The following is a 26,381-nucleotide window of genomic DNA, read 5'->3' on the forward strand; positions in this document are numbered from 1 at the left end:
AGAACAAATAGGGGGTAAGGTTATGAGTAAGGCAAAATTTGAGCGTAAGAAGCCGCATGTAAATATTGGTACAATCGGTCATATTGACCATGGTAAGACCACATTGACAGCAGCGATAACAAAGGCGTTGAGCATGAGGGGGGCTGCTGAGTTTGTAGCTTTTGATCAGATTGACAAGGCACCTGAGGAGAAGGAGAGGGGAATTACCATTGCAACAGCTCATGTTGAGTATGAGACAGATAAGCGTCACTATGCACACGTAGACTGTCCTGGTCATGCTGACTACATCAAGAACATGATTACAGGTGCTGCTCAGATGGACGGAGCTATATTGGTGGTAGCAGCAACAGACGGTCCAATGCCTCAGACCCGTGAGCATATATTGTTGGCCCGTCAGGTAGGAGTACCTAGTCTGGTAGTGTTTTTGAACAAGGTAGATTTGGTAGACGATCCAGAGCTTTTGGAGTTGGTAGAGCTTGAGGTGCGTGAGTTATTGTCCAAGTATGGATTTCCTGGAGATGAGATTCCAGTAATTCAGGGCAGCGCATTGAAGGCGTTGGAGGCAGATAGTGCTGACAGTGAAGATGTAAAGTGCATATACGAGTTGATGGATGCATGTGACGAGTATATCCCAGAGCCTCAACGTGATATAGACAAGCCATTTTTGATGCCAATAGAGGATGTATTTTCAATTTCCGGTCGCGGTACAGTGGTAACAGGAAGGGTAGAGCGTGGTATTATCAAGGTAGGAGATGAAGTAGAGATTGTAGGAATGAAGGAGACGATGAAGACAGTATGTACCGGCGTAGAGATGTTCAGGAAGATATTGGATCAGGGAGAGGCCGGAGATAATGTTGGAGTATTGTTGAGGGGTATTAAGAGAGATGAGGTTGAGCGTGGTCAGGTATTGGCAGCGCCCGGTTCAATTACCCCGCATCGTAAGTTTAAGGCAGAAGTTTATGTATTGAACAAGGAAGAGGGAGGTCGTCATACTCCGTTCTTCTCAGGCTACCGTCCTCAGTTTTATTTCAGGACCACGGACGTAACCGGTGTGGTGACATTGCCCGAGGGAGTAGAGATGATCATGCCTGGTGACAACACCACATTTGAGGTAGAATTAATAGCACCTATAGCCATGGAAAAGGGATTAAGGTTTGCTATCCGTGAAGGCGGTAGGACCGTAGGTGCTGGTGTTGTTTCAGAAATTATGGAGTAGTATAAAAAATGCGTGTGAACATCCTTCTCGCCTGCAGTGCGTGTAAAAGAAGAAATTACGCTACAACTAAGAATAAGAGAAATACCACATCAAAGCTGGAGCTCAAGAAATTCTGTCCTTTTTGTGGGAAACATACTCTGCATAAAGAGACCAAGTAAGTAGCGTAATATTAATAGTGCAGGCCAGTAGCTCTAATGGCTAGAGCACCGGACTCCAAATCCGGGGGTTGGGGGTTCGAGTCCCTCCTGGCCTGCCATTTTAATGAGCAAACAAATGGCCAAAAAAAAGAAAAAAGAAGTAGTTGAAAATAAAAGTCTCCTTCAGGAAAAAATCCAGAACTTAAGAGATTTTTTTGAAGAGTCCAAAGGAGAACTGAAAAAAGTTACCTGGCCGACAAAGAAGGAGACATTGACAACAAGCGCGGCAGTTTTGCTTCTTGTTTTAGTAGTTTCACTTTATTTGGGCCTTGTGGATCTTGCCCTGGCCAAAATTATAGAAGCTCTATTATCTTAAAAAAATAGAGTGGTAGTTTAGAGCCTGGGTAAGATAAAAAATAATTTCCAAAAAAGCTTGAGATAATAAAACAGGCTCTAAACAAAATATTTAAAAAATACGTTATGAATCCAGAGAAACCAAAGGCCAGATGGTATATTGTTCATACCTACTCTGGGTATGAACAAAGAGTCGAGCAAACAATTAAAGAAATGATCAGAACCGGACAGGATCAGGGCCTGATTGAGGATGTCATAGTGCCCACTGAAAAAGTGGTCGAACTGGTTAAGGGCCAGAAAAAAACCTCAACCAGAAAATTTTTCCCTGGTTACGTTCTGGTTAAGATGATTTTTAATGAACATTCTTGGCATTTGGTTCAGTCCATACCAAGAGTAACGGGTTTTATTGGCGGTAAAAACAGGCCAACTCCCCTGTCAGATAAAGAAGCTGAAAGGATACTGGCCACAGTCGTGCAGAGGCAAGAGCAGCCAAGGCCAAAATTTCATTTTGAAAGGGGAGACCAAATTAGGGTAATAGATGGTCCTTTTGCTAACTTTGATGGCGTAGTTGAAGAAGTAAATTATGATAAAGGGAAATTAAAGGTAACAGTTTCCATATTTGGACGCCAAACCCCGGTTGAGTTAGATTTTGTTCAGGTTACCAAAAGCTGATTGAATTAAGAGGTAAGTAGAAAATGGCCAAGAAGGTAATGGCAAAAATTAAATTACAGATTCCAGCAGGATCTGCCAATCCGTCACCTCCGGTTGGCCCGGCACTGGGTCAGCATGGAGTGAACATAATGGAGTTTTGCAAGGCATTTAATGCCAAAACTCAGGATCAGAAAGGAATGATCATTCCTGTAGTGATTACAGTTTACCAAGATCGTTCATTTACCTTTATAACCAAGACACCACCTGCATCTGTACTTTTATTGAAAGCTGCTAAAATTGATAAAGGCTCTGGTGAGCCTAACAAAAATAAAGTAGGTAAGGTAACTAGGGCACAAGTAGAAGAAATTGCCAAAATTAAAATGCCCGATCTTACAGCGAGCAGTATGGATGCAGCGGTCAGAACAATAATGGGGACTGCCCGTAGTATGGGTATTGAAGTAGAAAATTAGGCCGAGAGGAATGGAAAGCTATGCCTAAGCATGGAAAAAAATATAGAAAAGCAAAGGAAAGAATCGATACAGCAAAAAGATATGCTGTAGAAGAAGCGGTTAAACTGGCACTGGAAACTGCCTATGCCAATTTTGATGAGACAGTTGATATTGCTGTTCGTTTAGGTGTCAATCCTAAATATTCTGATCAAATGGTCCGAGGCGCAGTAACTCTCCCACATGGACTAGGTAAAGATGTAAAAGTCCTTGCCTTTTGTAAAGGAGAGAAAGAAGCCGAGGCCAAAGAGGCAGGCGCTGATTTTGTAGGTGGCGAGGATTTGGTTGAAAAAATTAAGTCTGGCTGGCTAGAATTTGATAAGGCTGTTGCTACACCTGACATGATGGCTCATGTGGGTAAAATTGGCCGCATATTAGGACCACGCGGTCTGATGCCTAATGCCAAAACAGGTACAGTAACATTTGATTTGGCTAATGCGATTAAAGAGTTGAAAGCAGGTAAAGTAGAGTTTAAGGTTGATAAAGCAGGCGTTGTGCATGCTCCTTTGGGCAAAGTATCTTTTGGCCCTGAAAAAATTCTGGAAAACCTAAAAGCATTAGTCGATACTTTACAGAGATTAAAACCAGCATCAGCCAAAGGAACCTATTTTAGAGGCATGGCTGTATCTACTACCATGGGGCCAGGAGTCAAGATAGATACGAGTTCCATTAGAAATCTGTTAGACTAGACTTGAGGGTGCTGAAAAAAATCATCCTTGAGTTAAATATAAAGAGTCAAAGACAACAGGCGGGGTATCCCTTAATTTCCTGTCGAGACCGCTTTGGCTCTAGAAGCTAGATGAAGTGAGGTGAACAGGTGAACAGGGCAGAAAAAGCAAAAGTTATTGAAGATTTGCGTTCTAAAGCCCAAAAAGCCAGTATAGCAGTAATTACAGACTTTAAAGGGCTTAAAGTCGAGGAGATGACTGAGCTGAGAGTCAAGCTCAGGGAAGAGAATGTCGACTATCAAGTGGTCAAAAATACATTGGCCAGGATTGCCTTTGGGGAAACTCAGCATGAAGCCTTAAAAGATCAATTTCAAGAATGCTGTGCTGTTGCATTTGGTTATGATGATCCAGTAGTTGCTGCCAAAATTTTGGTTCAATTTGCTAAAAAGAGCAAAAAGTTCAAGACCAAATGTGCATCCCTAGAAGGTAAATTTTTAGAGCCTGATGCCCTTAAAGAACTCTCTGAGTTACCAAGTAAGGAGCAATTACTAGCCAAGGCTTTGGGTACTATGAACGCAGTACCAACCAATTTTGTATCTTTGTTTGCCAATTTACTGCGTAACTTACTTTACGCTTTAAATGCAATTAAAGAGCAAAAAGAAGAGGCTTGAGCCAAAGCAAAAAAAACTTAAGGAGGAAATAAATGTCCGAAGTTACAAAAGAACAAGTTATTGAATTTATTTCTAATATGACAGTACTTGAACTGGCAGAGTTCATCAAAGAACTTGAGGATAAATTCGGAGTATCAGCAGCAGCCCCAGTAGCTGCCGTTGCTGCAGTTCCCGGAGCAGCAGGAGGAGAAGCTGGTGCCCAAGAAGAAGAAAAAACCGAATTTGATGTAGTTTTAAAAGAGATTGGTGGTAACAAGATTGCAGTAATCAAAGCTGTAAGAGCACTAACTGGTCTTGGCCTTAAGGAAGCAAAAGCCAAGGTTGATGAAGTGCCTTCAGTAATAAAAGAGGCTGTAAGTAAGGAGCAGGCTGAAGAAGCTAAGAAACAGCTTGAAGAAGCCGGCGCTGTTGTAGAGTTGAAGTAGGTTTTTTTGTATTATTTAAATTTTTAAGTTTAGAGAGCGCAAGTTAAGGGATACTTGCGCTCTCTAAACTATTTATTATTTTTCATTATCATAATAGATATTGAGCTAAATTACAACTGAAATTTGGCTATATTCTTATCTTTTTTATTTTATTGGTCTGTTTTTAATTGTTACAGATCCATAATTCCATCCATTTCCATTAATTAACCTACCCTAAATTTCTCTTTTGAGAGGATAAAATGGTAAAATTTTTAAAAAAATTTGGTGATATAAAAAATACATTAGAAATACCTCATCTACTTTCATTGCAACTTAACTCATATAAAGAATTTTTACAAGAAGATGTACCGCCTCAAGCTCGTGCAGATAAAGGATTAGAAGGTGTATTTAGATCTGTATTTCCCATTGAAGATTTTAATAAAACAGCAACTTTAGAATTTGTCAGTTATGAAATAGGAAAACCTAAATATGACGTTGATGAGTGTATTTCTAAAGGTCTTACTTATGAAGCACCTATAAGAATTAAAGTTCGACTTGTTGTCTATGATGTCGATGAGGAAACAGATAACAGGACTATAAGAGATATAAAAGAACAAGATATATACTTTGGTACAATACCTTTGATGACCCCTAAGGCTACTTTTATCATCAATGGGACAGAGAGGGTCATTGTTAATCAATTGCAGAGGTCACCGGGTATCATTTTTGAACACGACTCTGGGAAGACTCATACCAGCCGAAAGGTGCTTTACAGCTGCCGGATAATTCCTATGCGTGGTTCATGGCTGGACTTCGATTATGATCATAAAGACATCTTATATGTTCGCATAGATAGACGCAGAAAAATGCCAGCCACAATTTTGCTTAAGGCCATGGGCCTAAGCAAAGAAGAAATATTAAATTATTTTTACGATAAAGAGGAATTACTTTTTAAAGATGGAAAGGTTTACCGGAAGGTCAACAAAGATCATTATCGCAAAGATATTGCCGTTTCAGATATAATTACTCAGGATGGTAAAGTCCTTGTGGAGAAGGGTCGTCCTATTACCAAGAGGGCCTGGAAAGAGATTATTAAAAATAATATTGACTTGATTGAGCTTGATTCAGAGCTTTTGCATCAACAATATGTTGCTCATGAAATAATTCACCCAGAAACCGGTGAGGTCTTGGCTGAACCTGGTGATGCACTTGACCTTTCTTTGATTGAAAAGATTTTTGACGCTAACATTGAAAAAATAGAGATTTTATATACTTCGGGATTAGATGTTTCATCTTCTATACGCGATACGCTCCAATTGGATAAGACCACTGATGCTTTGGAAGCCCAAATAGAGATTTATAAAAGGCTACGCCCCAGTTCTCCCCCAACTCCTGAGATTGCAGCCAGTTTTTTTGATAATTTATTTCGGAATCCTGACTACTATGACTTATCTCCGGTAGGCAGGTATAAGCTAAATTCCCGTTTAGGCCTAGATTTGCCATTAGACTACCGTACATTATCAAATGAAGACATACTCAGGGCTATAAAAAAATTGACCAAATTGAAAGATAGTCATGGCCCTGGAGACGATATAGATCATCTTGGAAATAGAAGGGTGCGACCAGTCGGCGAGTTGGTTGAAAATCAGTACCGCATTGGCTTGGTGCGCATGGAAAGGGCTATAAAAGAGCGCATGAGCTTGCAGGAAGTAGCTACCTTAATGCCTCATGATCTGATAAATCCAAAGCCCGTTACTGCTGTACTCAAAGAGTTTTTTGGCACTTCCCAGTTATCTCAGTTTATGGACCAGACTAACCCGCTTTCAGAGGTAACCCATAAACGAAGACTTTCTGCTCTTGGGCCAGGAGGTTTGACACGGGAACGGGCGGGTTTTGAGGTTCGCGACGTTCATACTAGTCATTATGGTCGGATTTGTCCTATTGAAACTCCAGAAGGTCCTAATATCGGCTTAATCGTATCACTGACTACTTATGCGCAGGTAAATGAATTCGGTTTTATTGAAACCCCTTACAGGGTAGTTAAAAATGGTCAGGTTACAGAAGAAGTCCGCTATCTTGATGCCTCTAATGAATTTGGAGAGATTATCGCTCAGGCCAATGCGCCTCTGGACGATGAGGGAAGGTTTAAAAATGAGTTGGTTTCGGCCAGGGTCAATGGCGAGTTTGCCATGGTCAAAAGGGAAGAAGTGACTTTGATGGATATTTCGCCTAGCCAGATAGTCTCTATCTCTGCATCCCTGATACCTTTTTTGGAGCATGATGACGCAAACCGGGCCTTGATGGGTTCAAACATGCAACGCCAGGCCGTACCGCTCCTTAAGACTGAACTTCCCTTGGTAGGAACAGGAATGGAAGCTGTGGTTGCCAGAGACTCTGGTAGTTGTCTAATCGCAGAAGGTAATGGGGTTGTGCGTTATGTAGATGCAGAGCGAATTGTTGTCAGTTACGAAGATGAAGATATATATCCTGAGAGTCTTGGAACAGTAAGTTACGACTTACAAAAGTTCCATAAGTCAAATCAAAATAGCTGTTTTACCCAGAAACCTCGAGTCAAAGTAGGCCAAAAGGTTGCTAAGGGAGACATACTGGCTGACGGCCCTGCCATTCTTAATGGTGAACTGGCTTTGGGTAAGAATTTACTTGTCGCCTTTATGCCCTGGTGTGGATTTAACTACGAGGATTCAATTCTTATTTCTGAAAGGATGGTCAAAGAAGATGTTTATACCTCGGTACACATAGAGGAGTTTGAGGTTGTTGCCAGGGATACGAAGTTAGGTCCTGAAGAGATTACCCGTGATATCCCTAATGTCAGTGAAGATATGCTCAAGAACCTGGATGATAGCGGAATTATCAGGATTGGGGCCAAAGTTAAGCCGGATGATATTCTGGTAGGTAAAATTACACCCAAAGGCGAAACACAACTTACGCCCGAAGAGCGTTTGCTGCGAGCCATCTTTGGAGATAAGGCCAGGGATGTTAAGAATACATCATTGAAAGTACCTCCCGGAATTGAAGGCACAGTAATTAACGTTAAAGTCTTTAATCGTAGGTCAGGGGAAAAGGATGAGCGAACCAAACTGATTGAAGACTTTGAACTAGAGAAACTTGATCGCAAAGAAGCACAGCATGTTAAGGCCTTGACTGCCCAACTCAGAGATAAGATCTGGAAGGTAGTTTCAGGTAAGCGATTGGCAACTTCAATACTTGGCCGCAAAAAAGGTGAGGTGCTGGCAGAAGCAAACAAGCCTCTGAAGAGAGAAGATTTGGACAATATACCGGTTAAAAAGCTTGCTAATGTCTTTGTAAATAAAGAAGTCAATGAAGAGGTAAGTGAGCTTTTGGCCAACTATGAAAACCAACTGCGTTTTGTTAAAAATATATATGATCAGAAGCGAGACAAGGTTACCGAAGGAGATGATCTACCACCCGGCGTGATTAAAATGGTGAAAGTCTATATTGCGGTAAAGAGGAAATTAAATGTCGGAGATAAAATGGCAGGACGACACGGAAATAAGGGTGTTGTCTCTTGTATCCTGCCAGAAGAAGACATGCCATTTTTTGCCGATGGTACTCCAGTTGATATTGTGCTCAATCCTTTGGGCGTACCCTCACGTATGAATATTGGACAAATAATGGAAACACATCTGGGTTGGGCCGCTAGAGAATTGGGTCATCAGCTTGCGGCCATGCTTGAATCTGGTGTTGATATTCAGATGTTGCGTAAAGAGGTTAAAGAGATTTTTGACTCTAAAGAAATCGATGAATTAGTGGATAATCTTGATGACGAGGAATTTGTTGAGTCTGTACGGGAACTTCGAAACGGGATAATTACAAAGACTCCTGTATTCGATGGAGCAAAAGAAGAAGAGATTTGGCGTTGGTTGAAAAGGGCTGGGCTTAGTGATGACGGCAAAGCAATTCTCTATGATGGTCGTACCGGGGAGCCGTTTGATAATCCGATTACAGTGGGCAATATGTACATGCTCAAGCTCCATCATCTTGTTGATGAAAAGATTCACGCTCGATCCACTGGTCCATATTCTTTGGTTACTCAGCAGCCCCTTGGTGGTAAAGCACAATTCGGTGGTCAGAGATTAGGAGAGATGGAGGTCTGGGCAATCGAGGCCTACGGTGCTGCTTATCTCTTACAGGAATTCCTCACTGTTAAATCGGACGATGTCACTGGTCGTGTGAAGATGTACGAAAAGATAGTTAAAGGAGACAATTTCCTTGAAGCAGGAATGCCTGAATCATTTAATGTTTTGCTAAAGGAATTAATGTCACTGGGTTTAGATGTTTCATTAATTAAAGATGAGAAGAAAAAAGGGAAAAGGAAGTTACATTAAATAAAAGAAGTGAGCAGGAAATAGTGTACCAGGGATTGAGTTGATATTAAAATATGTAACCTGCTCATTGTATCTAATCCTTAGGTCGATGAAATTTATTTACGAATTACGAAAATAAGAGGGATTAAATTATGACTCTTGATGATCTTTTCACCCAAAGGGGAAGTGATACCTCTAAGATTACCAGCCAGGAGCTTAAAGGGATAAAAATCAAGATAGCTTCTCCAGAAAAAATCAGAGAATGGTCGTATGGAGAAGTAAAAAAACCAGAGACCATTAATTACCGAACCTTCAAACCAGAGCGAGATGGTCTGTTTTGTGCTAAGATTTTCGGCCCTGTAAAAGATTATGAGTGTAATTGTGGAAAATATAAACGCATGAAGCATCGCGGTATAGTTTGTGAGAAATGTGGTGTTGAAGTCATTGCATCAAAAGTACGTCGAGAGAGAATGGGGCACATAGAGCTGGCCGCTCCTGTGGCTCATATTTGGTTTTTAAAGAGTTTACCGTCGAAAATCGGTACACTCTTAGATATGACCATGGCTGAATTGGAGAAGGTCCTGTATTTTGACTCTTATATTGTCCTTGACCCTGGAGCCACAAATTTAACCAAGAAACAGGTCATATCTGAAGAGCAATACTTTCAAGTCATTGACCATTATGGAGAAGATGCACTCAAGGTGGGGATGGGCGCAGAAGCCATTAAGGTTTTGCTTGAGGAGCTAGATCTGGAAAAGCTGCGCGTAGAACTTCGCGAGGAATCTCTTACTACTCGTTCACAGACCAAGAAAAAGAAGTTAGCCAAACGATTAAAGATAGTAGAGGCTTTTATTGAGTCCGGTAATAAACCAGGGTGGATGATTATGGAAGTAATTCCGGTTATTCCTCCGGAGCTTAGACCTCTTGTCCCCCTGGATGGTGGCCGCTTTGCCACATCAGACCTCAATGATCTTTACCGCAGGGTTATCAACCGTAATAATCGTCTGAAAAGACTTATAGAGCTTGGTGCCCCTGATATCATTATTCGAAATGAAAAGAGAATGCTTCAGGAAGCTGTTGATGCCTTGTTCGACAATGGTCGAAGAGGAAGGGCCATTACTGGAACTAATGGCCGCCCGCTTAAATCATTGAGCGATATGATTAAGGGCAAACAGGGCCGTTTTCGTCAGAACCTGCTTGGTAAGCGTGTAGACTATTCAGGTCGTTCGGTGATTGTTGTCGGTCCAAAGCTGAAGCTACATCAGTGCGGACTGCCAAAGAAAATGGCTCTGGAGTTGTTTAAACCCTTTATTTACTCCAAGCTGGAAGAAAAGGGTTATGCCAGCACGATTAAAAGCGCCAAAAAGATGGTCGAGCGCGGCGATGTTGTTGTCTGGGACGTATTGGAAGAAGTAGTTAAAGAATACCCGATTTTATTGAACCGTGCACCCACCCTGCATAGATTGGGTATTCAGGCTTTTGAGCCTATCTTGGTTGAAGGCAAGGCCATTCAGCTTCATCCGTTGGTATGTACTGCCTATAATGCTGACTTTGACGGTGACCAGATGGCCGTACATGTACCTTTATCTATCGAGGCCCAGATTGAATGCCGCGTTTTAATCATGTCCACTAACAATATTCTTTCACCGGCAAATGGTTCACCGATCATTGTTCCCACGCAAGATATTGTTTTGGGTTTATATTATCTTACAGTAGAAAGATCGTTTGAAAAGGGTGAAGGCAAGGTTTTTACATCTCCGGATGAAGTTATTGCTGCATATGATGCTGGATGTGTCGAATTGCATGCTCGAATCAAGGTTCGTATCAACGGAAAAATTGTACCAACAACACCCGGGCGGGTTATTGTAGGCGAATTATTACCGGAAAATGTACCCTTTGAACTAGTAAACTGTCTTTTGAGCAAAAAGAATATCGCTCGTTTAGTAGGTGAAACCTACCGTCGGGCAGGGACTAAAGCCACGGTTATTTTGTGTGATAAGCTAAAAGATTTGGGTTATGAGTACTCTACACGTGCAGGGATTACGATTGGTGTAAAGGATTTGAAAATACCAGATAAAAAAGAGGCTATTCTTAGAGCTGCCCAAGAAGAAGCGAATGAAATAGAAAGACAGTACCGTGAAGGTATTATCACCAGAACTGAAAAATATAATAAAGTCGTTGACGTATGGACCAAAGCCACCAATGATGTGGCCGCGGAAATGATGAAAGAACTTTCCACTGATATTGTTAAAGACCCTGTGACGGGTAAAGAAGAAGAAAATATCAGCTTAAACCCCATTTTTATGATGGCTAACTCAGGTGCTAGAGGTAATAAAGACCAGATGAGACAGCTGGCAGGGATGCGGGGTTTAATGGCAAAACCATCAGGTGAGATTATCGAAACTCCTATTACGTCAAGCTTCAGGGAAGGACTAACGGTTCTACAATACTTTACCTCAACTCACGGAGCCCGGAAAGGTTTGGCTGATACCGCTCTAAAGACAGCTAACTCGGGTTATTTGACCAGACGACTAGTGGACGTTGTCCAGGATGTTACAATAAGTGAATATGATTGTGGGACAGTTGACGGGATTGAACTTACGCACTTGATGAAGGCAGGAGAGATCAAAGAGCGCCTAAGCGAAAGAGTATTGGGTCGTATAGCTATGTTTGATGTTCTGGATCCTGAGAGTGGTGAAGTGATAGTGCCTGCCAATAGTATGATTGATGAAGACAAAGCCAAGCAAATTGAAGACGCTGGTATCAGTAGTGTAGTTATTCGCTCTACTCTGACCTGTAAAAGTAGGCATGGCGTGTGTTCCTTGTGCTATGGTCGTGATCTGGCCCGGGGGCATCTAGTCAATGTTGGGGAAGCGGTAGGTATAATAGCTGCCCAGTCCATTGGAGAGCCAGGAACTCAGCTGACTATGCGTACTTTCCATATTGGTGGTACCGCATCAAAAGAGATTGAGCAGTCCAATATTTTGGCTCAGAATAAAGGGCAGGTAATATTATCCAGGGTGAAAACAGTAGCAAATACCAGAGGGGAGTCCATGGTCTTGGGTAAAAGCGGTCAAATCAAGATCGTGGATGACCAAGGCCGCGAGAGGGAAAAATATTTCCTGCCTTCCGGGGCCAAACTGTTTGTCAAGCACGAGCAGATGGTGGAGAAGGGTCAGCTCCTGGCAGAATGGGATCCATTCAATGAACCTTTTGTTACCGATGTAGATGGATATATTAGGCTGACAGATATTATTGAAGGTAGAACTTATCAGGAAAAGGTTGATGAAACTACAAATAAAGCTACTCAGACAATTATTGAATACAGATCCACCAACTACAGACCAAGTATATCCATCTGCGATGAAAATGGTAACGTGAAAAAAAGACCGGGAACAAACACAGATGCGGTCTTTCAGCTTCCAGTAGGGGCCATTATCATGGTCAAGGAAGGTGATCATGTTGAAGCAGGTGATGTAATCGCCAGAAAGCCCAGGGAAAGTTCCAAAACCAAGGATATTGTTGGTGGTCTGCCCAGAGTAGCAGAGCTGTTTGAAGTACGTAAGCCTAAAGATCAGGCTATAGTTTCTGAAATTGACGGTATTGTCTCCTTTGGTCCCGATACCAAAGGTAAAAGGAAAATCATTGTTACCCCTGAAACAGGTGAGCCGAAGGAATATCTTATCCCCAAAGGTAAGCACATAACCGTTCAGGAAGGTGATTTCGTTGAAGCTGGTGAACTTTTGACCGAAGGTAATCCAGAATTGCATGATATATTGAAAATTAAAGGAGAGAAACATCTGGCCAAATACTTAGTAGAAGAAATCCAAGATGTTTATCGTTTTCAGGGTGTACATATCAATGACAAACATATAGAGATTATAGTTCGTCAGATGTTAAAAAAGGTTAATATCATTGACCCAGGTGATACAGGGTTCCTTGTAGGCGAGCATGTTGACAAGAATAAGTTCATGCAGGTTAATGCTCGGTGTGTTAAAAAAGGCTTAAAACCGGCTCTGGCTGAACCATTGGTCCTGGGGATTACGCAGGCGTCATTAAGTACCGAATCATTTATTTCGGCTGCATCATTTCAGGAGACAACGAAGGTTCTTACAGAGGCGGCACTTCTAGGTAAAGTAGACTGGCTCAGAGGTTTGAAAGAGAATGTCATCGTTGGTCGCCTTATTCCTGCCGGTACAGGGTACAGAGCCTATGTAAATACTGACATAGTTGTCCCGGAGCAGCCTGAAAAACCTGATAAGTTCTTGGAAGAATTGGAAGAAGAAACTTATGTCTCAGAGTAAGGACTACAGCATATATGTCTGATAAAGGTCTGCCAAGCCAGATATCAAAGCTGATTGAGGCCAATGAGTCGTAAGCTTTTGCTAAAAAAATTAAACTTAAAACAGATAAAAATTAAATTAACCCTTGACAAGAGGGAGACTATAAAATAAGTCTCCCAGGTTTCTGCAAGGTTATTAACGATGGAGGATTTATGCCGACTATCAATCAATTGGTTCGAAAAGCTAGGCAAAAGGTAGTCAAGAGAAAGAAGAGAGCGGCCCTGCAAGGTTGTCCACAAAAAAGAGGCGTTTGCGTGCGTGTATATACAACAACCCCAAAAAAGCCTAACTCAGCCTTGCGTAAGGTGGCTAGGGTCAGGCTGACTAATGGGATTGAGGTTACTTCTTACATTCCAGGTGAAGGTCATAACCTGCAAGAGCACTCTGTTGTTCTGGTTCGTGGTGGTCGTGTTAAAGACCTTCCGGGCGTTCGTTATACTGTTATTCGTGGAACTTTGGATGCTGCTGGGGTGCAAGACAGGCGCAAAAGTCGTTCGAAATATGGAACTAAGCGACCAAAATAATTCATAAAAGGGAGTAGATTGATGCCACGAAAAGGCCCAGTACCCAAAAGAGAAGTCTTGCCAGATCCGGTTTATGGGAGCCGATTGGTAACTAAGTTTGTGAATAGGCTCATGATCGATGGCAAGAAAAATGTAGCGGAGAGGATTTTTTATAAGGCCATTGAGGAGTTGGCAAAAAATACCGGAGAAGAGCCACTGAAGGCTTTTGAGCAGGTTGTTGAGAATGTAAAGCCTCAGATGGAAGTAAAGTCTAGAAGGGTGGGTGGGGCAACCTATCAGGTGCCCATGGAGGTTCGCCCTGATCGTCAGCAGTCTTTGGCTATTAGGTGGCTGGTTACTTATGCCAGAGCCAGAGGCGAGAAAGGTATGGATAAAAAGTTGGCTGCAGAGTTTTTGGATGCATATAATAATCGTGGTGGCGCGATTAAGAAAAAGGAAGATACCCACAGAATGGCTGAAGCCAATAAGGCATTTGCGCATTATCGCTGGTAAAATTGGAGATTGATTGTGGCAAGACTTGTACCTATTGAGAAGCAGAGAAATATTGGGATAATGGCCCACATTGATGCGGGCAAAACAACAACGACAGAGCGTATACTTTTCTATACGGGAGTATCCCATAAGATAGGAGAAGTCCATGATGGCGAGGCCACCATGGATTGGATGGAACAGGAGCAGGAAAGAGGAATAACCATTACCTCAGCTGCAACTACATGTTTTTGGAAAGATCATCGTATTAATATTATTGATACTCCAGGACACGTTGACTTTACTGTAGAAGTAGAAAGATCCCTGCGTGTGCTTGATGGTGCAATTGCTGTTTTCTGTGCTGTGGGCGGAGTCGAGCCACAGTCAGAAACAGTTTGGCGTCAGGCAGATAGATATAAAGTGCCCAGGATGGCTTTCGTAAACAAGATGGATCGTACTGGCGCAGATTTTTTCCGTGTTGTCGATATGATTAAAGAAAGGCTGAAAGCCAAGCCTGTACCCTTGCAAATACCTATTGGTGCTGAGGATAATTTCAAAGGCGTTGTAGATCTTATTCAAGGCAAAGCCATGATCTTTGATGACCAGACCCTGGGCAAGAAATATGAGTATGTTGATATTCCTGACGAATTAAAAGAAGAAGCAGAAAATTGGCGTCAAGTAATGGTTGAAGCCATTGCAGAAGAGGATGAAGAATTACTCGAAAAGTATCTGAGCGGTGAAGAATTAGAGCCTGAGGAGTTAAGGGTAGGTATTCGAAAGGCAACGATTTCACTAAAAATATGCCCGGTACTCTGTGGAGCCGCCTTTAAAAACAAAGGTGTGCAACCTCTACTTGATGCCATTGTCGATTACTTACCCTCTCCAGTAGATATTCCGGCGATTAAAGGAAAAGATCCGCAAACCGGAGAAGAAATAGTATGTCACGCATCTGATGATGAGCCTTTAAGTGCATTGGCTTTCAAACTGATGTCTGACCCATTTATTGGGCATTTAACCTTTCTGCGTATTTATTCCGGATATATTCAGACCGGGATGACAGTTGTAAACGCTGTAACTGGGAGAAAAGAGCGTATAGGAAGGCTACTAAAAATGCACGCTAATAAGCGTGAAGAGATAAAAGAGGCTTATGCCGGTGATATTGTAGCTGCTGTTGGTCTAAAGTATACTGCAACCGGTGAAACCTTATGTTCTTTAGAGAGGCCAGTTCTTCTTGAGTCCATGGATTTCCCTGAACCAGTAATTGAAGTTGCAATAGAACCCAAAACAAAAGCAGATCGTGATTCATTAAGTAATGCATTGCAGAAATTAGCCAAAGAGGATCCATCTTTTAGGGTTAAGACAAATGAGGAAACAGGTCAGACTTTGATTGCCGGAATGGGCGAGTTGCATCTCGAGATCATAGTTGACCGCTTAACAAGAGAATTTAAAGTAGATGCCAATGTTGGTCAGCCTCAAGTTGCTTATCGTGAAACAATAACCAAACCCGTCAAACATGAAACTAAATATGTTAAACAGACAGGTGGTCGCGGTCAATATGGTCATGTAGTTATTGAAATAGAACCACTTGAGCCCGGATCCGGTTATGAGTTTGTTAACTCAATTACTGGTGGAGTGATTCCAAAAGAATATATCCCAGCGATAGATAAAGGTATTCAGGATGCTCTACAAAACGGCGTTCTTGCTGGATATCCTGTAGTTGATATAAAAGTAAACCTTGTTTATGGTTCCTATCACGAAGTTGATTCATCTGAACAGGCCTTTTACATAGCAGGTTCCATGGCCATAAAGGATGCATGCCAGAAGGCTGGGCCTGTTCTTCTTGAACCGATTATGTATGTTGAGGTCCTAACTCCTGAAGAGTATCTTGGTGATGTAATGGGCGATATAACCGGACGCAGAGGAAAAGTTATAAACCTTGAACCACGGCTAGGAACTCAAATCATTAGAGCCCACGTACCATTGAGTAGTATGTTTGGTTACGCCACCGAGCTTAGGTCCAAGACACAAGGTCGGGCAACGTATACAATGCAATTTGATCACTATGAAAAAGTCCCAGCAGGACTCGCTGAAGAACTTCTGAAGAACAAATAGGGGGTAAGGTTATGAGTAAGGCAAAATTTGAGCGTAAGAAGCCGCATGTAAATATTGGTACAATCGGTCATATTGACCATGGTAAGACCACATTGACAGCAGCGATAACAAAGGCGTTGAGCATGAGGGGGGCTGCTGAGTTTGTAGCTTTTGATCAGATTGACAAGGCACCTGAGGAGAAGGAGAGGGGAATTACCATTGCAACAGCTCATGTTGAGTATGAGACAGATAAGCGTCACTATGCGCACGTAGACTGTCCTGGTCATGCTGACTACATCAAGAACATGATTACAGGTGCTGCTCAGATGGACGGGGCTATATTGGTGGTAGCAGCAACAGACGGTCCAATGCCTCAGACCCGTGAGCATATATTGTTGGCCCGTCAGGTAGGAGTACCTAGTCTGGTAGTGTTTTTGAACAAGGTAGATTTGGTAGACGATCCAGAGCTTTTGGAGTTGGTAGAGCTTGAGGTGCGTGAGTTATTGTCCAAGTATGGATTTCCTGGAGATGAGATTCCAGTAATTCAGGGCAGCGCATTGAAGGCGTTGGAGGCAGATAGTGCTGACAGTGAAGATGTAAAGTGCATATACGAGTTGATGGATGCATGTGACGAGTATATCCCAGAGCCTCAACGTGATATAGACAAGCCATTTTTGATGCCAATAGAGGATCTATTTTCAATTTCCGGTCGCGGTACAGTGGTAACAGGAAGGGTAGAGCTTGGTATTATCAAGGTAGGAGATGAAGTAGAGATTGTAGGAATGAAGGAGACGATGAAGACAGTATGTACCGGCGTAGAGATGTTCAGGAAGATATTGGATCAGGGAGAGGCCGGAGATAATGTTGGAGTATTGTTGAGGGGTATTAAGAGAGATGAGGTTGAGCGTGGTCAGGTATTGGCAGCGCCCGGTTCAATTACCCCGCATCGTAAGTTTAAGGCAGAAGTTTATGTATTGAACAAGGAAGAGGGAGGTCGTCATACTCCGTTCTTCTCAGGCTACCGTCCTCAGTTTTATTTCAGGACCACGGACGTAACCGGTGTGGTGACATTGCCCGAGGGAGTAGAGATGATCATGCCTGGTGACAACACCACATTTGAGGTAGAATTAATAGCACCTATAGCCATGGAAAAGGGATTAAGGTTTGCTATCCGTGAAGGCGGTAGGACCGTAGGTGCTGGTGTTGTTTCAGAAATTATGGAGTAGTACTATGGTAACTATGAATAGAGATCGTATTAGAATAAAGTTAAAAGCTTATGATTATCGTATTTTAGATAAAGCCGTATCAGAGATTGTAGATTCAGCCAGAAATACCGGTGCTAGCATTGCCGGCCCAATTCCCTTACCAACAAGGATTCATAAAGTGACTGTTAACCGCTCCGTTCATGTAGATAAAAAATCACGTGAACAATTTGAAATGCGTGTCCACAAAAGGCTTTTAGATATATTAGAACCGACACAGCAAACCGTAGATGCATTAGGTAAGTTGAATTTACCTGCAGGTGTTGATGTTGAAATAAAGCTATAGTGTGAGGACAAAATGAGCAATAGTTTGGGAATTATCGGAAAAAAAATTGGAATGACAAGAATTTTTGGAGAAGACGGATCAGTTATCCCAGTAACTGTTGTCCAGGCTGGTCCTTGTCCCGTGATCCAGAAGAAGACTCTCGATAAAGAAGGATATAATGCAATACAGCTTGGCTTTGGAGAAGTTCCTGGCCACAAATTAAATAAACCTGAACAGGGTCATTTAAAAAAAGCTGAAAGAGGGTACTTTAAGCATTTAAAAGAGTTTAGAGTTGACGATGTAGAACAATATGAGCTTGGACAGGATATAACGGTAGAGATTTTTCAGCCTGGTGAAAAAGTTAAAGTAACAGGTACATCTAAAGGTAAAGGCTTTGCAGGCGTAATGAAGCGCTGGAATTTTGGAGGCTCACCAGCATCTCACGGACATGAGAAGGTACATCGTTCGCCAGGTGCTATCGGACAATGTGCTTATCCGAGCAGAGTTTTTAAGGGAAAGAAGATGGCCGGTCATATGGGCAATAGAAAGGTAACATATGTAAACGCTGAAATCGTGGACATTCGACCCAAAGAAAATCTTATTTTGATCAAAGGTCAAGTTCCAGGCTCAAAGCATAGTTTAGTTATATTACGAAAGAAGAGCTAAGAGGCATAAGATGATAAAGACAAAAGTATATTCTCAGGATAATGTTCAAATAGGCGAAATCGATTTGAAAGAGGAAGTCTTTTCAGTTGCTGTTAAGCCTGAAATTTTACATCAAGCTGTCAGATATCATTTAGCCGCAAAAAGGTCTGGTACAGCCAGTGTAAAAAATCGTGCCACGATAAGGGGTGGAGGGAGAAAACCTTGGCGGCAAAAAGGAACTGGAAGGGCAAGAGCTGGTTCAATCCGTTCACCATTATGGAAGGGAGGAGCCGTAGCTCATGGTCCTCAACCACGGGATTATTCTTTTAAATTGAATAAAAAGGTAAGACAACTCGCACTTAAGATGGCCTTATCAGCAAAGTATTTAGATGAAAGCTTAAAGGTCATAGAAAAGTTTGAACTTCCGGAGATTAAAACAAAAAAATTTGTTGAGATAAAAAATAAATTAGGTTTGAAAAAACCCTTGATTGTTCTAGCAGAAAAGTATAACACTCTTGAACTTTCCGCTCGGAATGTACCTGGTGTTCAAGTAGTTACACAAGATTCTTTAACAGCCTACGATATTTTAAAGCATCAAGAGTTAATATTAGATAAGCAGGCTGTTGAGAAATTGCAAGAGAGGTTAGGATAGTTATGGATAGTACACAAATACTGATAAAGCCTCTAATATCAGAAAAGGCAACCCTCCTAAAGGATGCTTATAATAAAGTAGTTTTTATTGTTCATCCTGACGCGAACAAGTATCAGATAAAAAAAGCTGTTGAGTCACTGTTTAATGTAAAAGTTGAAAAGGTAAGTATAGTTCGACAGAAGCCTGTTCTCCGAAAGAGATTTGGACGCGTAGTTGGTAAGAAATCTGGCTACAAGAAAGCCTATGTTTCTCTTTCAGCAGGCGATAAAATAGAATTTTTTGAAGGGGTATAAAAATGGCTATAAGAAAGCTAAAGCCTACTTCGCCCGGGAGAAGGTTTCAGACAGTATCCACTTTCGAGGAGATTACAAGAACAACCCCTGAGAAGTCCCTTGTTATAGGACTTTCAAAGAAAAGTGGGCGTAATAATTTAGGAAGAATTACTTCCCGTCGGCGTGGTGGTGGAAATAAACGTCGATATAGAATAATTGATTTTAAACGTGATAAATTTAATGTTCCAGCTAAAGTTACCTCTATAGAGTATGATCCAAACAGGAGTGCCAGAATCGCATTATTAACTTACGCTGATGGCGAAAAGAGATATATATTGGCTCCACTTGGTTTAAAAGTAGGCGATCAGGTGGTAGCAGGTGAAAAGGTTGATATAAAACCAGGAAATGCCCTCCCACTTGCTAAGATACCAGTAGGTACGATAGTACATAATATAGAGCTTTATCCAGGTAAGGGCGGTCAATTGGCTCGTTCAGCAGGAACTTATGCTCAGTTGGTAGCAAAAGAAGGTAAATATGCTTTGCTTAGACTTCCGTCCGGAGAGATGCGAAATGTGTTGGCCTCAAATATAGCTACAGTGGGTCAAGTTGGAAATGTAGATCACGAAAATATTTCCTTGGGAAAGGCCGGTAGAAACCGGTGGTTAGGTCGTAGGCCAAAGGTAAGGGGTGTTGCTATGAACCCCATTGACCATCCCCTTGGAGGTGGTGAAGGAAAAAGTTCTGGTGGGAGACATCCTGTATCACCCTGGGGTTGGCCGACAAAGGGTTATAAGACTAGAAATCCGAAGAAGCAGTCAACAAAACTAATTGTAAAAAGGCGGACTAAATAATTAGGAGTAACTATGCCCAGATCAGTTAAGAAAGGTCCATTTGTTGATGATCATCTGCTAAAAAAAGTAATAAAGGCCAGAGAAGAACGAAGTAGAAAAGTTATTAAAACGTGGTCAAGAAGATCTACGATTATACCTGAAATGGTAGGTCTTACATTTGCTGTACATAATGGTAGAAAGTTTATTCCAGTTTTTGTGACAGAGAATATGGTTGGGCATAAATTGGGAGAATTTGCTCCTACCAGAACATACTATGGTCATGCTGCAGATAAAAAGAGTAAGGCAAAAGGAAAAAAATAATTGAAGGTTTAAATTATGGAAGCAAAAGCTACAGCAAAATATGTAAGGATTTCTCCACGCAAGGCACGTTTAGTTGCAGAAATAATAAAAGGAAAACCAGTTGAAGAAGCTTTAAATATCTTGAAGTTTACACCTAAAAAGGCTGCAAGGATTATAAATAAGGTTTTAAATTCAGCCCTGGCAAATGCAGAGCAGAACTATAGTTTAGATATTGATAATCTGTATGTTAAACAGGTAAGGGTCGATGGTGGACCTTCTTGGAAAAGGATTCAGCCAAGAGCTATGGGTAGGGCATATAGAATCTTAAAGAGAACTAGTCATATCACTGTAATAGTAGATGAGCTATAGGAGGGCGAAGTCTTGGGTCAAAAAGTACATCCTTACGGTTTTCGTTTGGGCTATAATAAGAACTGGTTGTCACGCTGGTATAGCAAATATAATTATCCAAAATATGTCTATGAAGATAAACAGATAAGAAAATATGTAAAAGGTAAGCTATATCACGCAGGAATATCTAGAATTGAGATAGAGAGAGCAGCAGATAAAGTAAGGTTAATTATAAATACAGCCCGTCCAGGCATTGTTATTGGCCGAAAAGGCGTAGAAATAGAAAAGCTACGACAAGAACTGAAAAAGAAGTTTAAGCATGATTTTGTAATAGAAGTTAATGAAGTACGGCGTCCTGAAACTGATGCTCAATTAGTAGCCGAAAATGTAGCATTGCAGTTAGAGAGAAGAGTTGCATTCCGCCGTGCTATGAAGAGGTCAATAAGTTTGGCTCAGAAGTTTGGAGCTCAAGGTATAAAAATTTCTTGTGCCGGGAGACTTGGAGGTGCGGAGATAGCCAGAACAGAATGGCAAAGAGAAGGTCGTGTACCTTTGCATACACTTCGTGCAGATATAGATTATGGTTTTGCCGAAGCCAATACAACTTACGGAGTTATTGGGATAAAGGTCTGGATTTACAAAGGTGATATATTAAATGAGGTTAAATAACGATGCTTAGCCCTAAAAAAGTAAAATTTCGCAAACAACAAAAAGGTAGAATCAAAGGAAAAGCCACAAGAGGCACCGAGATAAATTTTGGTGATGTTGGTTTAAAAGCCTTAGAGCCTGGTAAAATTACAAACCAGCAGATAGAAGCAGCTCGTGTCGCAATGATGCGTCATATAAAAAGAGGTGGAAAGGTTTTTATACGCATATTTCCTGATAAGCCAATAACTGCCAAGCCAGCTGAAACAAGACAAGGTAAAGGTAAGGGTTCCCCTGTGGGCTGGTGCTGTCCTGTTAAGCCTGGCAAGATATTATATGAAATAAAAGGGGTAGATATAAATTTGGCTAAAGAAGCCTTGAAAAGGGCATCTTACAAACTACCCATAAAAACAGCTATTGTGGAAAAGGAGATGTAAGGTGAAAGCTCAAGAATTACGCAATCTTAGCATTGCTGAGCTGCATGATAAGTTAAATGACTTCAGACAAGAATTATTTAATCTCAGATTTCAGCATGCAACTGCACAACTCGAAAACACACAGCGCATTCCACAAGTAAAAAGAACTATAGCTCGAATATTGACAATATTGAGAGAAAAACAAATGGAGTCAGGAGATGACAGATAGTAACCTAAAAAAAAGCAATAAAAGAACCCTTGTAGGTTTCGTTGTTAGCGATAAAAATGATAAAACAATAGTTGTTCGAGTTGAAACATTGGTTAAGCACCCATTATTGAAGAAGTATATTCGTCGAAGAAAAAAATTTATGGCACATGATCCTAAAAATGAATGCTCAGTTGGCGATAAAGTCCAAATTATTGAACATCGCCCATTAAGTGCACGTAAAAGATGGCATTTACTAAAAATTATAGAAAAAGCAGTATAGAGGTTAACTATGATTCAAGTTCAATCAACACTTGATGTAGCTGATAATTCTGGCGCCAAAAAGGTTGCCTGTATAAAAGTATTGGGTGGCAGTAAAAGAAGATATGCCCGTATAGGAGATATAATTGTTGTATCTGTTAAAGATGCAATGCCACACTCAAAGGTAAAAAAAGGTGACGTATATAAAGCAGTAATAGTCAGAACCAAAAAAGAAATTGGTAGACCTGATGGATCATATATACGTTTCGATAATAATTCAGCAGTGTTGTTAAATAAGAATTTAGAACCTATAGGAACAAGAATTTTTGGACCTGTTGCACGTGAGCTTAGAGCAAAAAATTTTATGAAAATAGTATCACTCGCACCAGAGGTATTATAAAATGGCAAGGAAGATATTACAGAACGATAAAGTAATGGTGATTGCCGGCAAAGATAAAAATAAAATTGGAAAAGTTTTAAAGGTGCTGCGCAAGAAAGATAAGGTTATAGTTGAAGGGATTAATAAAGTTAAGAGACATGTAAAGCCAAACCCCTACCAGAATCAACAGGGCGGAATCATTGAAAAAGAGGCACCAATTCACATTTCCAATATTGCTTTAGTGTGTGAATCTTGCTCAAAGCCAACCAGGGTTGGTTTTAAGATTACAGATGGTGGAAAAAAGGTTCGATATTGTAAGAAATGTAACGAGACTATTTAGTAGGGTTGAAAATGATTAGACTTGAAAAAAAATTCAAAGAAGAAATCGCACCAAAGCTTTTTAAAGAGTTCAATTACAAATCAACAATGCAAGTCCCAACAATTAAAAAAGTTTCTTTAAATATGGGACTTGGAGAAGGTAGCCAAAATAATAAGATTATTCAGGATGCGGTTGAAGAGTTAACTTTAATTGCTGGACAAAGAGCTGTAATAACCAGGGCTAAAAAATCAATAGCAGCTTTTAAATTACGTGAAGGAATGCCCGTTGGATGCAGAGTTACATTGCGCAGGGAAAGGATGTGGGCCTTCTTGGATAAACTCTTTAATGTTGCCTTGCCAAGAGTAAGAGATTTTCGTGGTGTACCAGATAGAGGATTTGATGGTCGTGGAAATTTTACTTTAGGTATAAAAGAACATACAATATTTCCTGAGATAGATTTAGATAAAGTAGATCGTGCTAAAGGTATGAACATTACAATTGTGACTACGGCAAAAACTGATAAAGAAGGCAAAGCTCTTTTAAATTTACTAGGAATGCCTTTTAAGAAGTAAGGAGGTCTGTTTTGACTCGTAAAGCCCTAATGGTAAAAGCTAGGAGAAAACCTAAGTTTTCAACACGTAAATATAATCGTTGTCCGATATGTGGCCGACCAAGAGCCTTTTTAAGAAAGTTTGGAATATGCAGGATATGTTTCCGTAATATGGCTCTAGCCGGTGAACTTCCAGGTGTCCGTAAATCCAGTTGGTAATAGAGGAGAAAAAAATGCCTGTTGTTGATCCAATTGCAGATATGCTAACTAGGATTAGAAATGCCTATACGGCATTACATAAAGACGTGAATGTTCCCTTAAGCAAATCAAAACTTGAGATAGCTAATATTCTCAAGCGAGAGGGATTTATAACTGATTATTTACCCAGTGAAAGAGAGCTCAAGATTAAGCTTAAATATTTCAAAGGAAAACCAGTAATTAAAGGATTAACTAAAGTTTCAAAACCTGGAAGAAGAGTTTATGTAAAGGCTGATGAAATACCAAATGTTAGAAACGGTTTAGGAATTTGTATTTTATCTACTTCGCAAGGTATACTAGAGGGAAAAGAGGCCAAACAAAAGAGAGTTGGCGGCGAATTAATTTGTGAGATCTGGTAGAGAGGTTTCATATGTCTAGAATTGGAAAAAAGCCTATTACAATCCCGCAAGGGGTTGAAGTTAAAAAAGAAAAAGATAGTATTTTAGTAAAAGGCCCAAAAGGGCAGTTGAAAGTACAAACTCATGAAAAAATTGATTACCAAATTGAAGATAATCAAATTTTAGTAAAAAGAGTTGATGATACTCGAACTGCACGAGAACAACATGGTCTTAGAAGAACCCTACTTGATAATGCCATTATTGGTGTAAGTAAAGGATTTACTAAAACACTAGAAGTAGTTGGTATTGGGTACAAAGTCAACGTAAAGGGTAAAACCATTGAACTTAACGTTGGATACTCTCATCCGGTAACAATCGATTTGCCTCAAGACATCGACGCTAAGGCTGATGGAAACAAGCTGACTATTATGGGCATTGATAAACACCTAGTTGGTGAATTTGCCGCTAAGGTAAGGAGAGTTCGACCTCCTGAACCTTATAAGGGTAAGGGCATAAAATATATTGATGAACATATTCGTAGAAAAGCAGGAAAATCAGGTGGAAAGTAGGTAAAGCTATGAAACTGACAAAAAACCAAGCTCGGAAAAAAAGAAAAATAAGAATCAGAAAAAAAATTTACGGGACCACTGAAAGACCAAGATTAGTGGTATTTAGATCAAATAAACATATTTATGCACAAATAATAAATGATCAAGCTGGTCAAACTTTAGCTTCTTTCTCATCTTTAACACTTGAAGAACCTTCCAAGTTAAATAAAGAAACTGCTGAGTTAGTCGGTCAAAAAATTGCTGAAAAAGCATTAGAAAAGAATATAAAATCAGTAGTTTTTGACCGGAATGGGTATTTGTATCATGGTCGTGTAAAAGCCCTGGCTGATGGAGCCCGCAAAGGTGGTTTAAAATTTTAAGAGGTAGTAAATGCAACACAATGAATTAGAATTAACAGAGAAAATTGTATATTTAAATCGAGTTGCTAAAGTTGTTAAAGGTGGTCGCAGGTTCAGTTTTAGCGCCCTAGTCGTAGTCGGAGATGGCAAGGGAAAGGTTGGATATGGGTTAGGAAAAGCAAACCAAGTACCAGAAGCTATTCGTAAGGCTACAGATAGGGCAAAAAGGAATATGGTAAAAATTGCATTGTCTGGTACAACTATACCATTTCAAGTTATTGGTGAGTACGGAGCAGGCAGAGTTCTTCTTAAGCCCGCTAGCAAAGGTACTGGGATTATTGCAGGTGGCCCGGTTCGTGCTGTACTTGAAGCGGTTGGTGTAAAAGATATATTGACTAAGGCTATTGGCACCAATAATCCTCATAATGTTTTAAAAGCAACAATGGAAGGCTTAAAAGAGCTGACAACTCCTGAGGAAATTAGTCTTCAAAGAGAAAAAGAAGTACAGTTAATAAAACAATAGGTGAAGAAAATGATTAAAGTTAAATTAATCAAAAGCACAATTGGTGCAAAGCCAAAGCAAAAGAAAACCATCCAAGCATTAGGCTTTAAAAAATTAAATCAGGTGCGTGAACTGCCAAAAAATGAAGCTGTTCTTGGAATGATAAAAAAAGTTGATAATTTTGTTGAGGTGGTCGAATAATGAAAATACATGAATTATACCCTTTTCAAGAAGAACGAAAGCAGAAAAAAAGAATTGGTCGGGGGTCAGCAACAGGAACCGGTTGTACAGCCGGTAAAGGTAATAAAGGACAGAATTCACGTGCTGGAGGTGGTGTTCAACCATGGTTTGAAGGCGGTCAGATGCCTTTACAAAGACGTCTCCCTAAGCGTGGATTTAAGAATCCCTTTCGTACAGAATATGCTGTAATAAATCTGGATAAAATAAGTAAATATTTTAGTGACGCCAGCGAAGTAGATATAGAAGATATATATAAAAGAGGTTTAGTGAAAAAAAAATTGCCTGTTAAAATTTTAGGAAATGGACAGATAGATAAGCCTATAAAAATAACAGCACATAGATTTAGTAAGTCAGCAATAGAAAAAATTAATAAAGCAGGTGGAACTGCAATTTCATTAGAAGGATAAA

At 40.6% G+C, this 26,381-nt stretch carries 35 protein-coding genes and 1 tRNA gene; all 36 read left to right on the top strand.

Annotated features, from left to right (window positions below; translation table 11 throughout):
• Window positions 1-22: 22 nt before the first annotated feature.
• The 36 genes from tuf (KFV02_RS02865) to rplO all read left to right on the top strand — a co-directional run bounded on the left by tuf (KFV02_RS02865) (window position 23) and on the right by rplO (window position 26,380).
• Complete coding sequence (gene tuf, locus KFV02_RS02865) at window positions 23-1,216, top strand: elongation factor Tu (protein WP_252380091.1); 1,194 nt, start codon at window positions 23-25, stop codon at window positions 1,214-1,216.
• A gap of 8 nt (window positions 1,217-1,224) precedes the next feature.
• The gene (gene rpmG, locus KFV02_RS02870) at window positions 1,225-1,374 is read left to right on the top strand and encodes a 50S ribosomal protein L33 (protein WP_252380022.1); all 150 of its coding nucleotides are present in this window, start codon (window positions 1,225-1,227) and stop codon (window positions 1,372-1,374) included.
• Window positions 1,375-1,395: 21 nt separating this feature from the next.
• Window positions 1,396-1,472: transfer RNA gene (locus KFV02_RS02875), tRNA-Trp, on the top strand.
• 17 nt (window positions 1,473-1,489) lie between these two features.
• Window positions 1,490-1,729, top strand: a complete 240-nt coding sequence (gene secE, locus KFV02_RS02880) for a preprotein translocase subunit SecE (protein ID WP_252380023.1) — start codon at window positions 1,490-1,492, stop codon at window positions 1,727-1,729.
• 104 nt (window positions 1,730-1,833) lie between these two features.
• On the top strand, window positions 1,834-2,379 hold the full coding sequence (gene nusG / locus KFV02_RS02885; RefSeq protein WP_252380024.1) for a transcription termination/antitermination protein NusG: 546 nt from the start codon (window positions 1,834-1,836) through the stop codon (window positions 2,377-2,379).
• Between the two features lie 23 nt (window positions 2,380-2,402).
• On the top strand, window positions 2,403-2,828 hold the full coding sequence (rplK, locus tag KFV02_RS02890; protein ID WP_252380025.1) for a 50S ribosomal protein L11: 426 nt from the start codon (window positions 2,403-2,405) through the stop codon (window positions 2,826-2,828).
• A gap of 20 nt (window positions 2,829-2,848) precedes the next feature.
• A complete protein-coding gene (gene rplA, locus KFV02_RS02895) occupies window positions 2,849-3,553 on the top strand; it encodes a 50S ribosomal protein L1 (RefSeq protein ID WP_252380026.1) in 705 nt (234 codons plus the stop codon).
• Window positions 3,554-3,681: 128 nt separating this feature from the next.
• Window positions 3,682-4,203 carry a 50S ribosomal protein L10 gene (rplJ, locus tag KFV02_RS02900; RefSeq protein WP_252380027.1) on the top strand — a complete coding sequence of 174 codons (522 nt, stop codon included), beginning with the start codon at window positions 3,682-3,684 and terminating at the stop codon, window positions 4,201-4,203.
• A 32-nt stretch (window positions 4,204-4,235) separates the two neighbouring features.
• Complete coding sequence (rplL, locus tag KFV02_RS02905; protein ID WP_252380028.1) at window positions 4,236-4,628, top strand: 50S ribosomal protein L7/L12; 393 nt, start codon at window positions 4,236-4,238, stop codon at window positions 4,626-4,628.
• Between the two features lie 239 nt (window positions 4,629-4,867).
• Window positions 4,868-8,974: a DNA-directed RNA polymerase subunit beta gene (gene rpoB / locus KFV02_RS02910; RefSeq protein ID WP_252380029.1), complete on the top strand. Its 4,107-nt coding sequence runs from the start codon at window positions 4,868-4,870 to the stop codon at window positions 8,972-8,974.
• 131 nt (window positions 8,975-9,105) lie between these two features.
• Window positions 9,106-13,257: a DNA-directed RNA polymerase subunit beta' gene (gene rpoC / locus KFV02_RS02915; RefSeq protein WP_252380030.1), complete on the top strand. Its 4,152-nt coding sequence runs from the start codon at window positions 9,106-9,108 to the stop codon at window positions 13,255-13,257.
• A gap of 191 nt (window positions 13,258-13,448) precedes the next feature.
• Window positions 13,449-13,820: a 30S ribosomal protein S12 gene (rpsL, locus tag KFV02_RS02920; protein ID WP_252380031.1), complete on the top strand. Its 372-nt coding sequence runs from the start codon at window positions 13,449-13,451 to the stop codon at window positions 13,818-13,820.
• Between the two features lie 21 nt (window positions 13,821-13,841).
• Window positions 13,842-14,312 carry a 30S ribosomal protein S7 gene (rpsG, locus tag KFV02_RS02925; protein WP_252380032.1) on the top strand — a complete coding sequence of 157 codons (471 nt, stop codon included), beginning with the start codon at window positions 13,842-13,844 and terminating at the stop codon, window positions 14,310-14,312.
• A 15-nt stretch (window positions 14,313-14,327) separates the two neighbouring features.
• Window positions 14,328-16,400, top strand: a complete 2,073-nt coding sequence (gene fusA, locus KFV02_RS02930) for an elongation factor G (protein ID WP_353617283.1) — start codon at window positions 14,328-14,330, stop codon at window positions 16,398-16,400.
• 11 nt (window positions 16,401-16,411) lie between these two features.
• The gene (gene tuf, locus KFV02_RS02935; RefSeq protein ID WP_252380033.1) at window positions 16,412-17,605 is read left to right on the top strand and encodes an elongation factor Tu; all 1,194 of its coding nucleotides are present in this window, start codon (window positions 16,412-16,414) and stop codon (window positions 17,603-17,605) included.
• A gap of 4 nt (window positions 17,606-17,609) precedes the next feature.
• Window positions 17,610-17,927 carry a 30S ribosomal protein S10 gene (gene rpsJ, locus KFV02_RS02940; protein ID WP_252380034.1) on the top strand — a complete coding sequence of 106 codons (318 nt, stop codon included), beginning with the start codon at window positions 17,610-17,612 and terminating at the stop codon, window positions 17,925-17,927.
• 12 nt (window positions 17,928-17,939) lie between these two features.
• A complete protein-coding gene (rplC, locus tag KFV02_RS02945) occupies window positions 17,940-18,572 on the top strand; it encodes a 50S ribosomal protein L3 (protein WP_252380035.1) in 633 nt (210 codons plus the stop codon).
• Between the two features lie 10 nt (window positions 18,573-18,582).
• Window positions 18,583-19,203 (top strand): 50S ribosomal protein L4, encoded by a 621-nt coding sequence (rplD, locus tag KFV02_RS02950; protein ID WP_252380036.1) that lies wholly within the window; start codon window positions 18,583-18,585, stop codon window positions 19,201-19,203.
• A 2-nt stretch (window positions 19,204-19,205) separates the two neighbouring features.
• Entirely contained in the window at window positions 19,206-19,496 is a 291-nt protein-coding gene (gene rplW / locus KFV02_RS02955; protein ID WP_252380037.1) for a 50S ribosomal protein L23, read from the top strand.
• Between the two features lie 2 nt (window positions 19,497-19,498).
• Window positions 19,499-20,326 (top strand): 50S ribosomal protein L2, encoded by an 828-nt coding sequence (gene rplB / locus KFV02_RS02960; RefSeq protein WP_252380038.1) that lies wholly within the window; start codon window positions 19,499-19,501, stop codon window positions 20,324-20,326.
• Window positions 20,327-20,338: 12 nt separating this feature from the next.
• Complete coding sequence (gene rpsS / locus KFV02_RS02965) at window positions 20,339-20,626, top strand: 30S ribosomal protein S19 (RefSeq protein WP_252380039.1); 288 nt, start codon at window positions 20,339-20,341, stop codon at window positions 20,624-20,626.
• A 15-nt stretch (window positions 20,627-20,641) separates the two neighbouring features.
• A complete protein-coding gene (gene rplV, locus KFV02_RS02970; protein WP_252380040.1) occupies window positions 20,642-20,974 on the top strand; it encodes a 50S ribosomal protein L22 in 333 nt (110 codons plus the stop codon).
• Between the two features lie 12 nt (window positions 20,975-20,986).
• Window positions 20,987-21,622, top strand: coding sequence for a 30S ribosomal protein S3 (gene rpsC, locus KFV02_RS02975; RefSeq protein WP_252380041.1), 636 nt, complete (start codon window positions 20,987-20,989; stop codon window positions 21,620-21,622).
• Between the two features lie 2 nt (window positions 21,623-21,624).
• Window positions 21,625-22,035 (top strand): 50S ribosomal protein L16, encoded by a 411-nt coding sequence (rplP, locus tag KFV02_RS02980; protein ID WP_252380042.1) that lies wholly within the window; start codon window positions 21,625-21,627, stop codon window positions 22,033-22,035.
• Window position 22,036: 1 nt separating this feature from the next.
• Complete coding sequence (rpmC, locus tag KFV02_RS02985) at window positions 22,037-22,243, top strand: 50S ribosomal protein L29 (protein ID WP_252380043.1); 207 nt, start codon at window positions 22,037-22,039, stop codon at window positions 22,241-22,243.
• On the top strand, window positions 22,233-22,502 hold the full coding sequence (gene rpsQ / locus KFV02_RS02990) for a 30S ribosomal protein S17 (RefSeq protein ID WP_252380044.1): 270 nt from the start codon (window positions 22,233-22,235) through the stop codon (window positions 22,500-22,502). The genes rpmC and rpsQ overlap by 11 nt, the downstream gene beginning before the upstream one ends.
• Before the next feature lie 9 nt (window positions 22,503-22,511).
• Window positions 22,512-22,880, top strand: a complete 369-nt coding sequence (gene rplN, locus KFV02_RS02995) for a 50S ribosomal protein L14 (RefSeq protein ID WP_252380045.1) — start codon at window positions 22,512-22,514, stop codon at window positions 22,878-22,880.
• Between the two features lies 1 nt (window position 22,881).
• Window positions 22,882-23,199, top strand: a complete 318-nt coding sequence (gene rplX, locus KFV02_RS03000) for a 50S ribosomal protein L24 (protein ID WP_252380046.1) — start codon at window positions 22,882-22,884, stop codon at window positions 23,197-23,199.
• A gap of 11 nt (window positions 23,200-23,210) precedes the next feature.
• The gene (rplE, locus tag KFV02_RS03005; protein ID WP_252380047.1) at window positions 23,211-23,750 is read left to right on the top strand and encodes a 50S ribosomal protein L5; all 540 of its coding nucleotides are present in this window, start codon (window positions 23,211-23,213) and stop codon (window positions 23,748-23,750) included.
• Window positions 23,751-23,761: 11 nt separating this feature from the next.
• Complete coding sequence (locus KFV02_RS03010) at window positions 23,762-23,947, top strand: type Z 30S ribosomal protein S14 (RefSeq protein ID WP_252380048.1); 186 nt, start codon at window positions 23,762-23,764, stop codon at window positions 23,945-23,947.
• Between the two features lie 14 nt (window positions 23,948-23,961).
• Window positions 23,962-24,345 (top strand): 30S ribosomal protein S8, encoded by a 384-nt coding sequence (gene rpsH, locus KFV02_RS03015; RefSeq protein ID WP_252380049.1) that lies wholly within the window; start codon window positions 23,962-23,964, stop codon window positions 24,343-24,345.
• 11 nt (window positions 24,346-24,356) lie between these two features.
• Window positions 24,357-24,893: a 50S ribosomal protein L6 gene (gene rplF, locus KFV02_RS03020; RefSeq protein ID WP_252380050.1), complete on the top strand. Its 537-nt coding sequence runs from the start codon at window positions 24,357-24,359 to the stop codon at window positions 24,891-24,893.
• A gap of 8 nt (window positions 24,894-24,901) precedes the next feature.
• Window positions 24,902-25,252 carry a 50S ribosomal protein L18 gene (gene rplR / locus KFV02_RS03025; protein ID WP_252380051.1) on the top strand — a complete coding sequence of 117 codons (351 nt, stop codon included), beginning with the start codon at window positions 24,902-24,904 and terminating at the stop codon, window positions 25,250-25,252.
• 10 nt (window positions 25,253-25,262) lie between these two features.
• Window positions 25,263-25,754, top strand: a complete 492-nt coding sequence (gene rpsE / locus KFV02_RS03030; protein WP_252380052.1) for a 30S ribosomal protein S5 — start codon at window positions 25,263-25,265, stop codon at window positions 25,752-25,754.
• A 9-nt stretch (window positions 25,755-25,763) separates the two neighbouring features.
• On the top strand, window positions 25,764-25,934 hold the full coding sequence (gene rpmD, locus KFV02_RS03035) for a 50S ribosomal protein L30 (protein WP_252380053.1): 171 nt from the start codon (window positions 25,764-25,766) through the stop codon (window positions 25,932-25,934).
• Window positions 25,934-26,380: a 50S ribosomal protein L15 gene (gene rplO / locus KFV02_RS03040; RefSeq protein ID WP_252380054.1), complete on the top strand. Its 447-nt coding sequence runs from the start codon at window positions 25,934-25,936 to the stop codon at window positions 26,378-26,380. Before rpmD ends, rplO begins: the two co-directional genes overlap by 1 nt.
• Window position 26,381: the final 1 nt, after the last annotated feature.

Origin of the sequence: Desulfovulcanus ferrireducens, assembly GCF_018704065.1 — a bacterium.
In the GTDB taxonomy this organism is placed as follows: Bacteria; Desulfobacterota; Desulfovibrionia; order Desulfovibrionales; family Desulfonatronovibrionaceae; genus Desulfovulcanus; species Desulfovulcanus ferrireducens.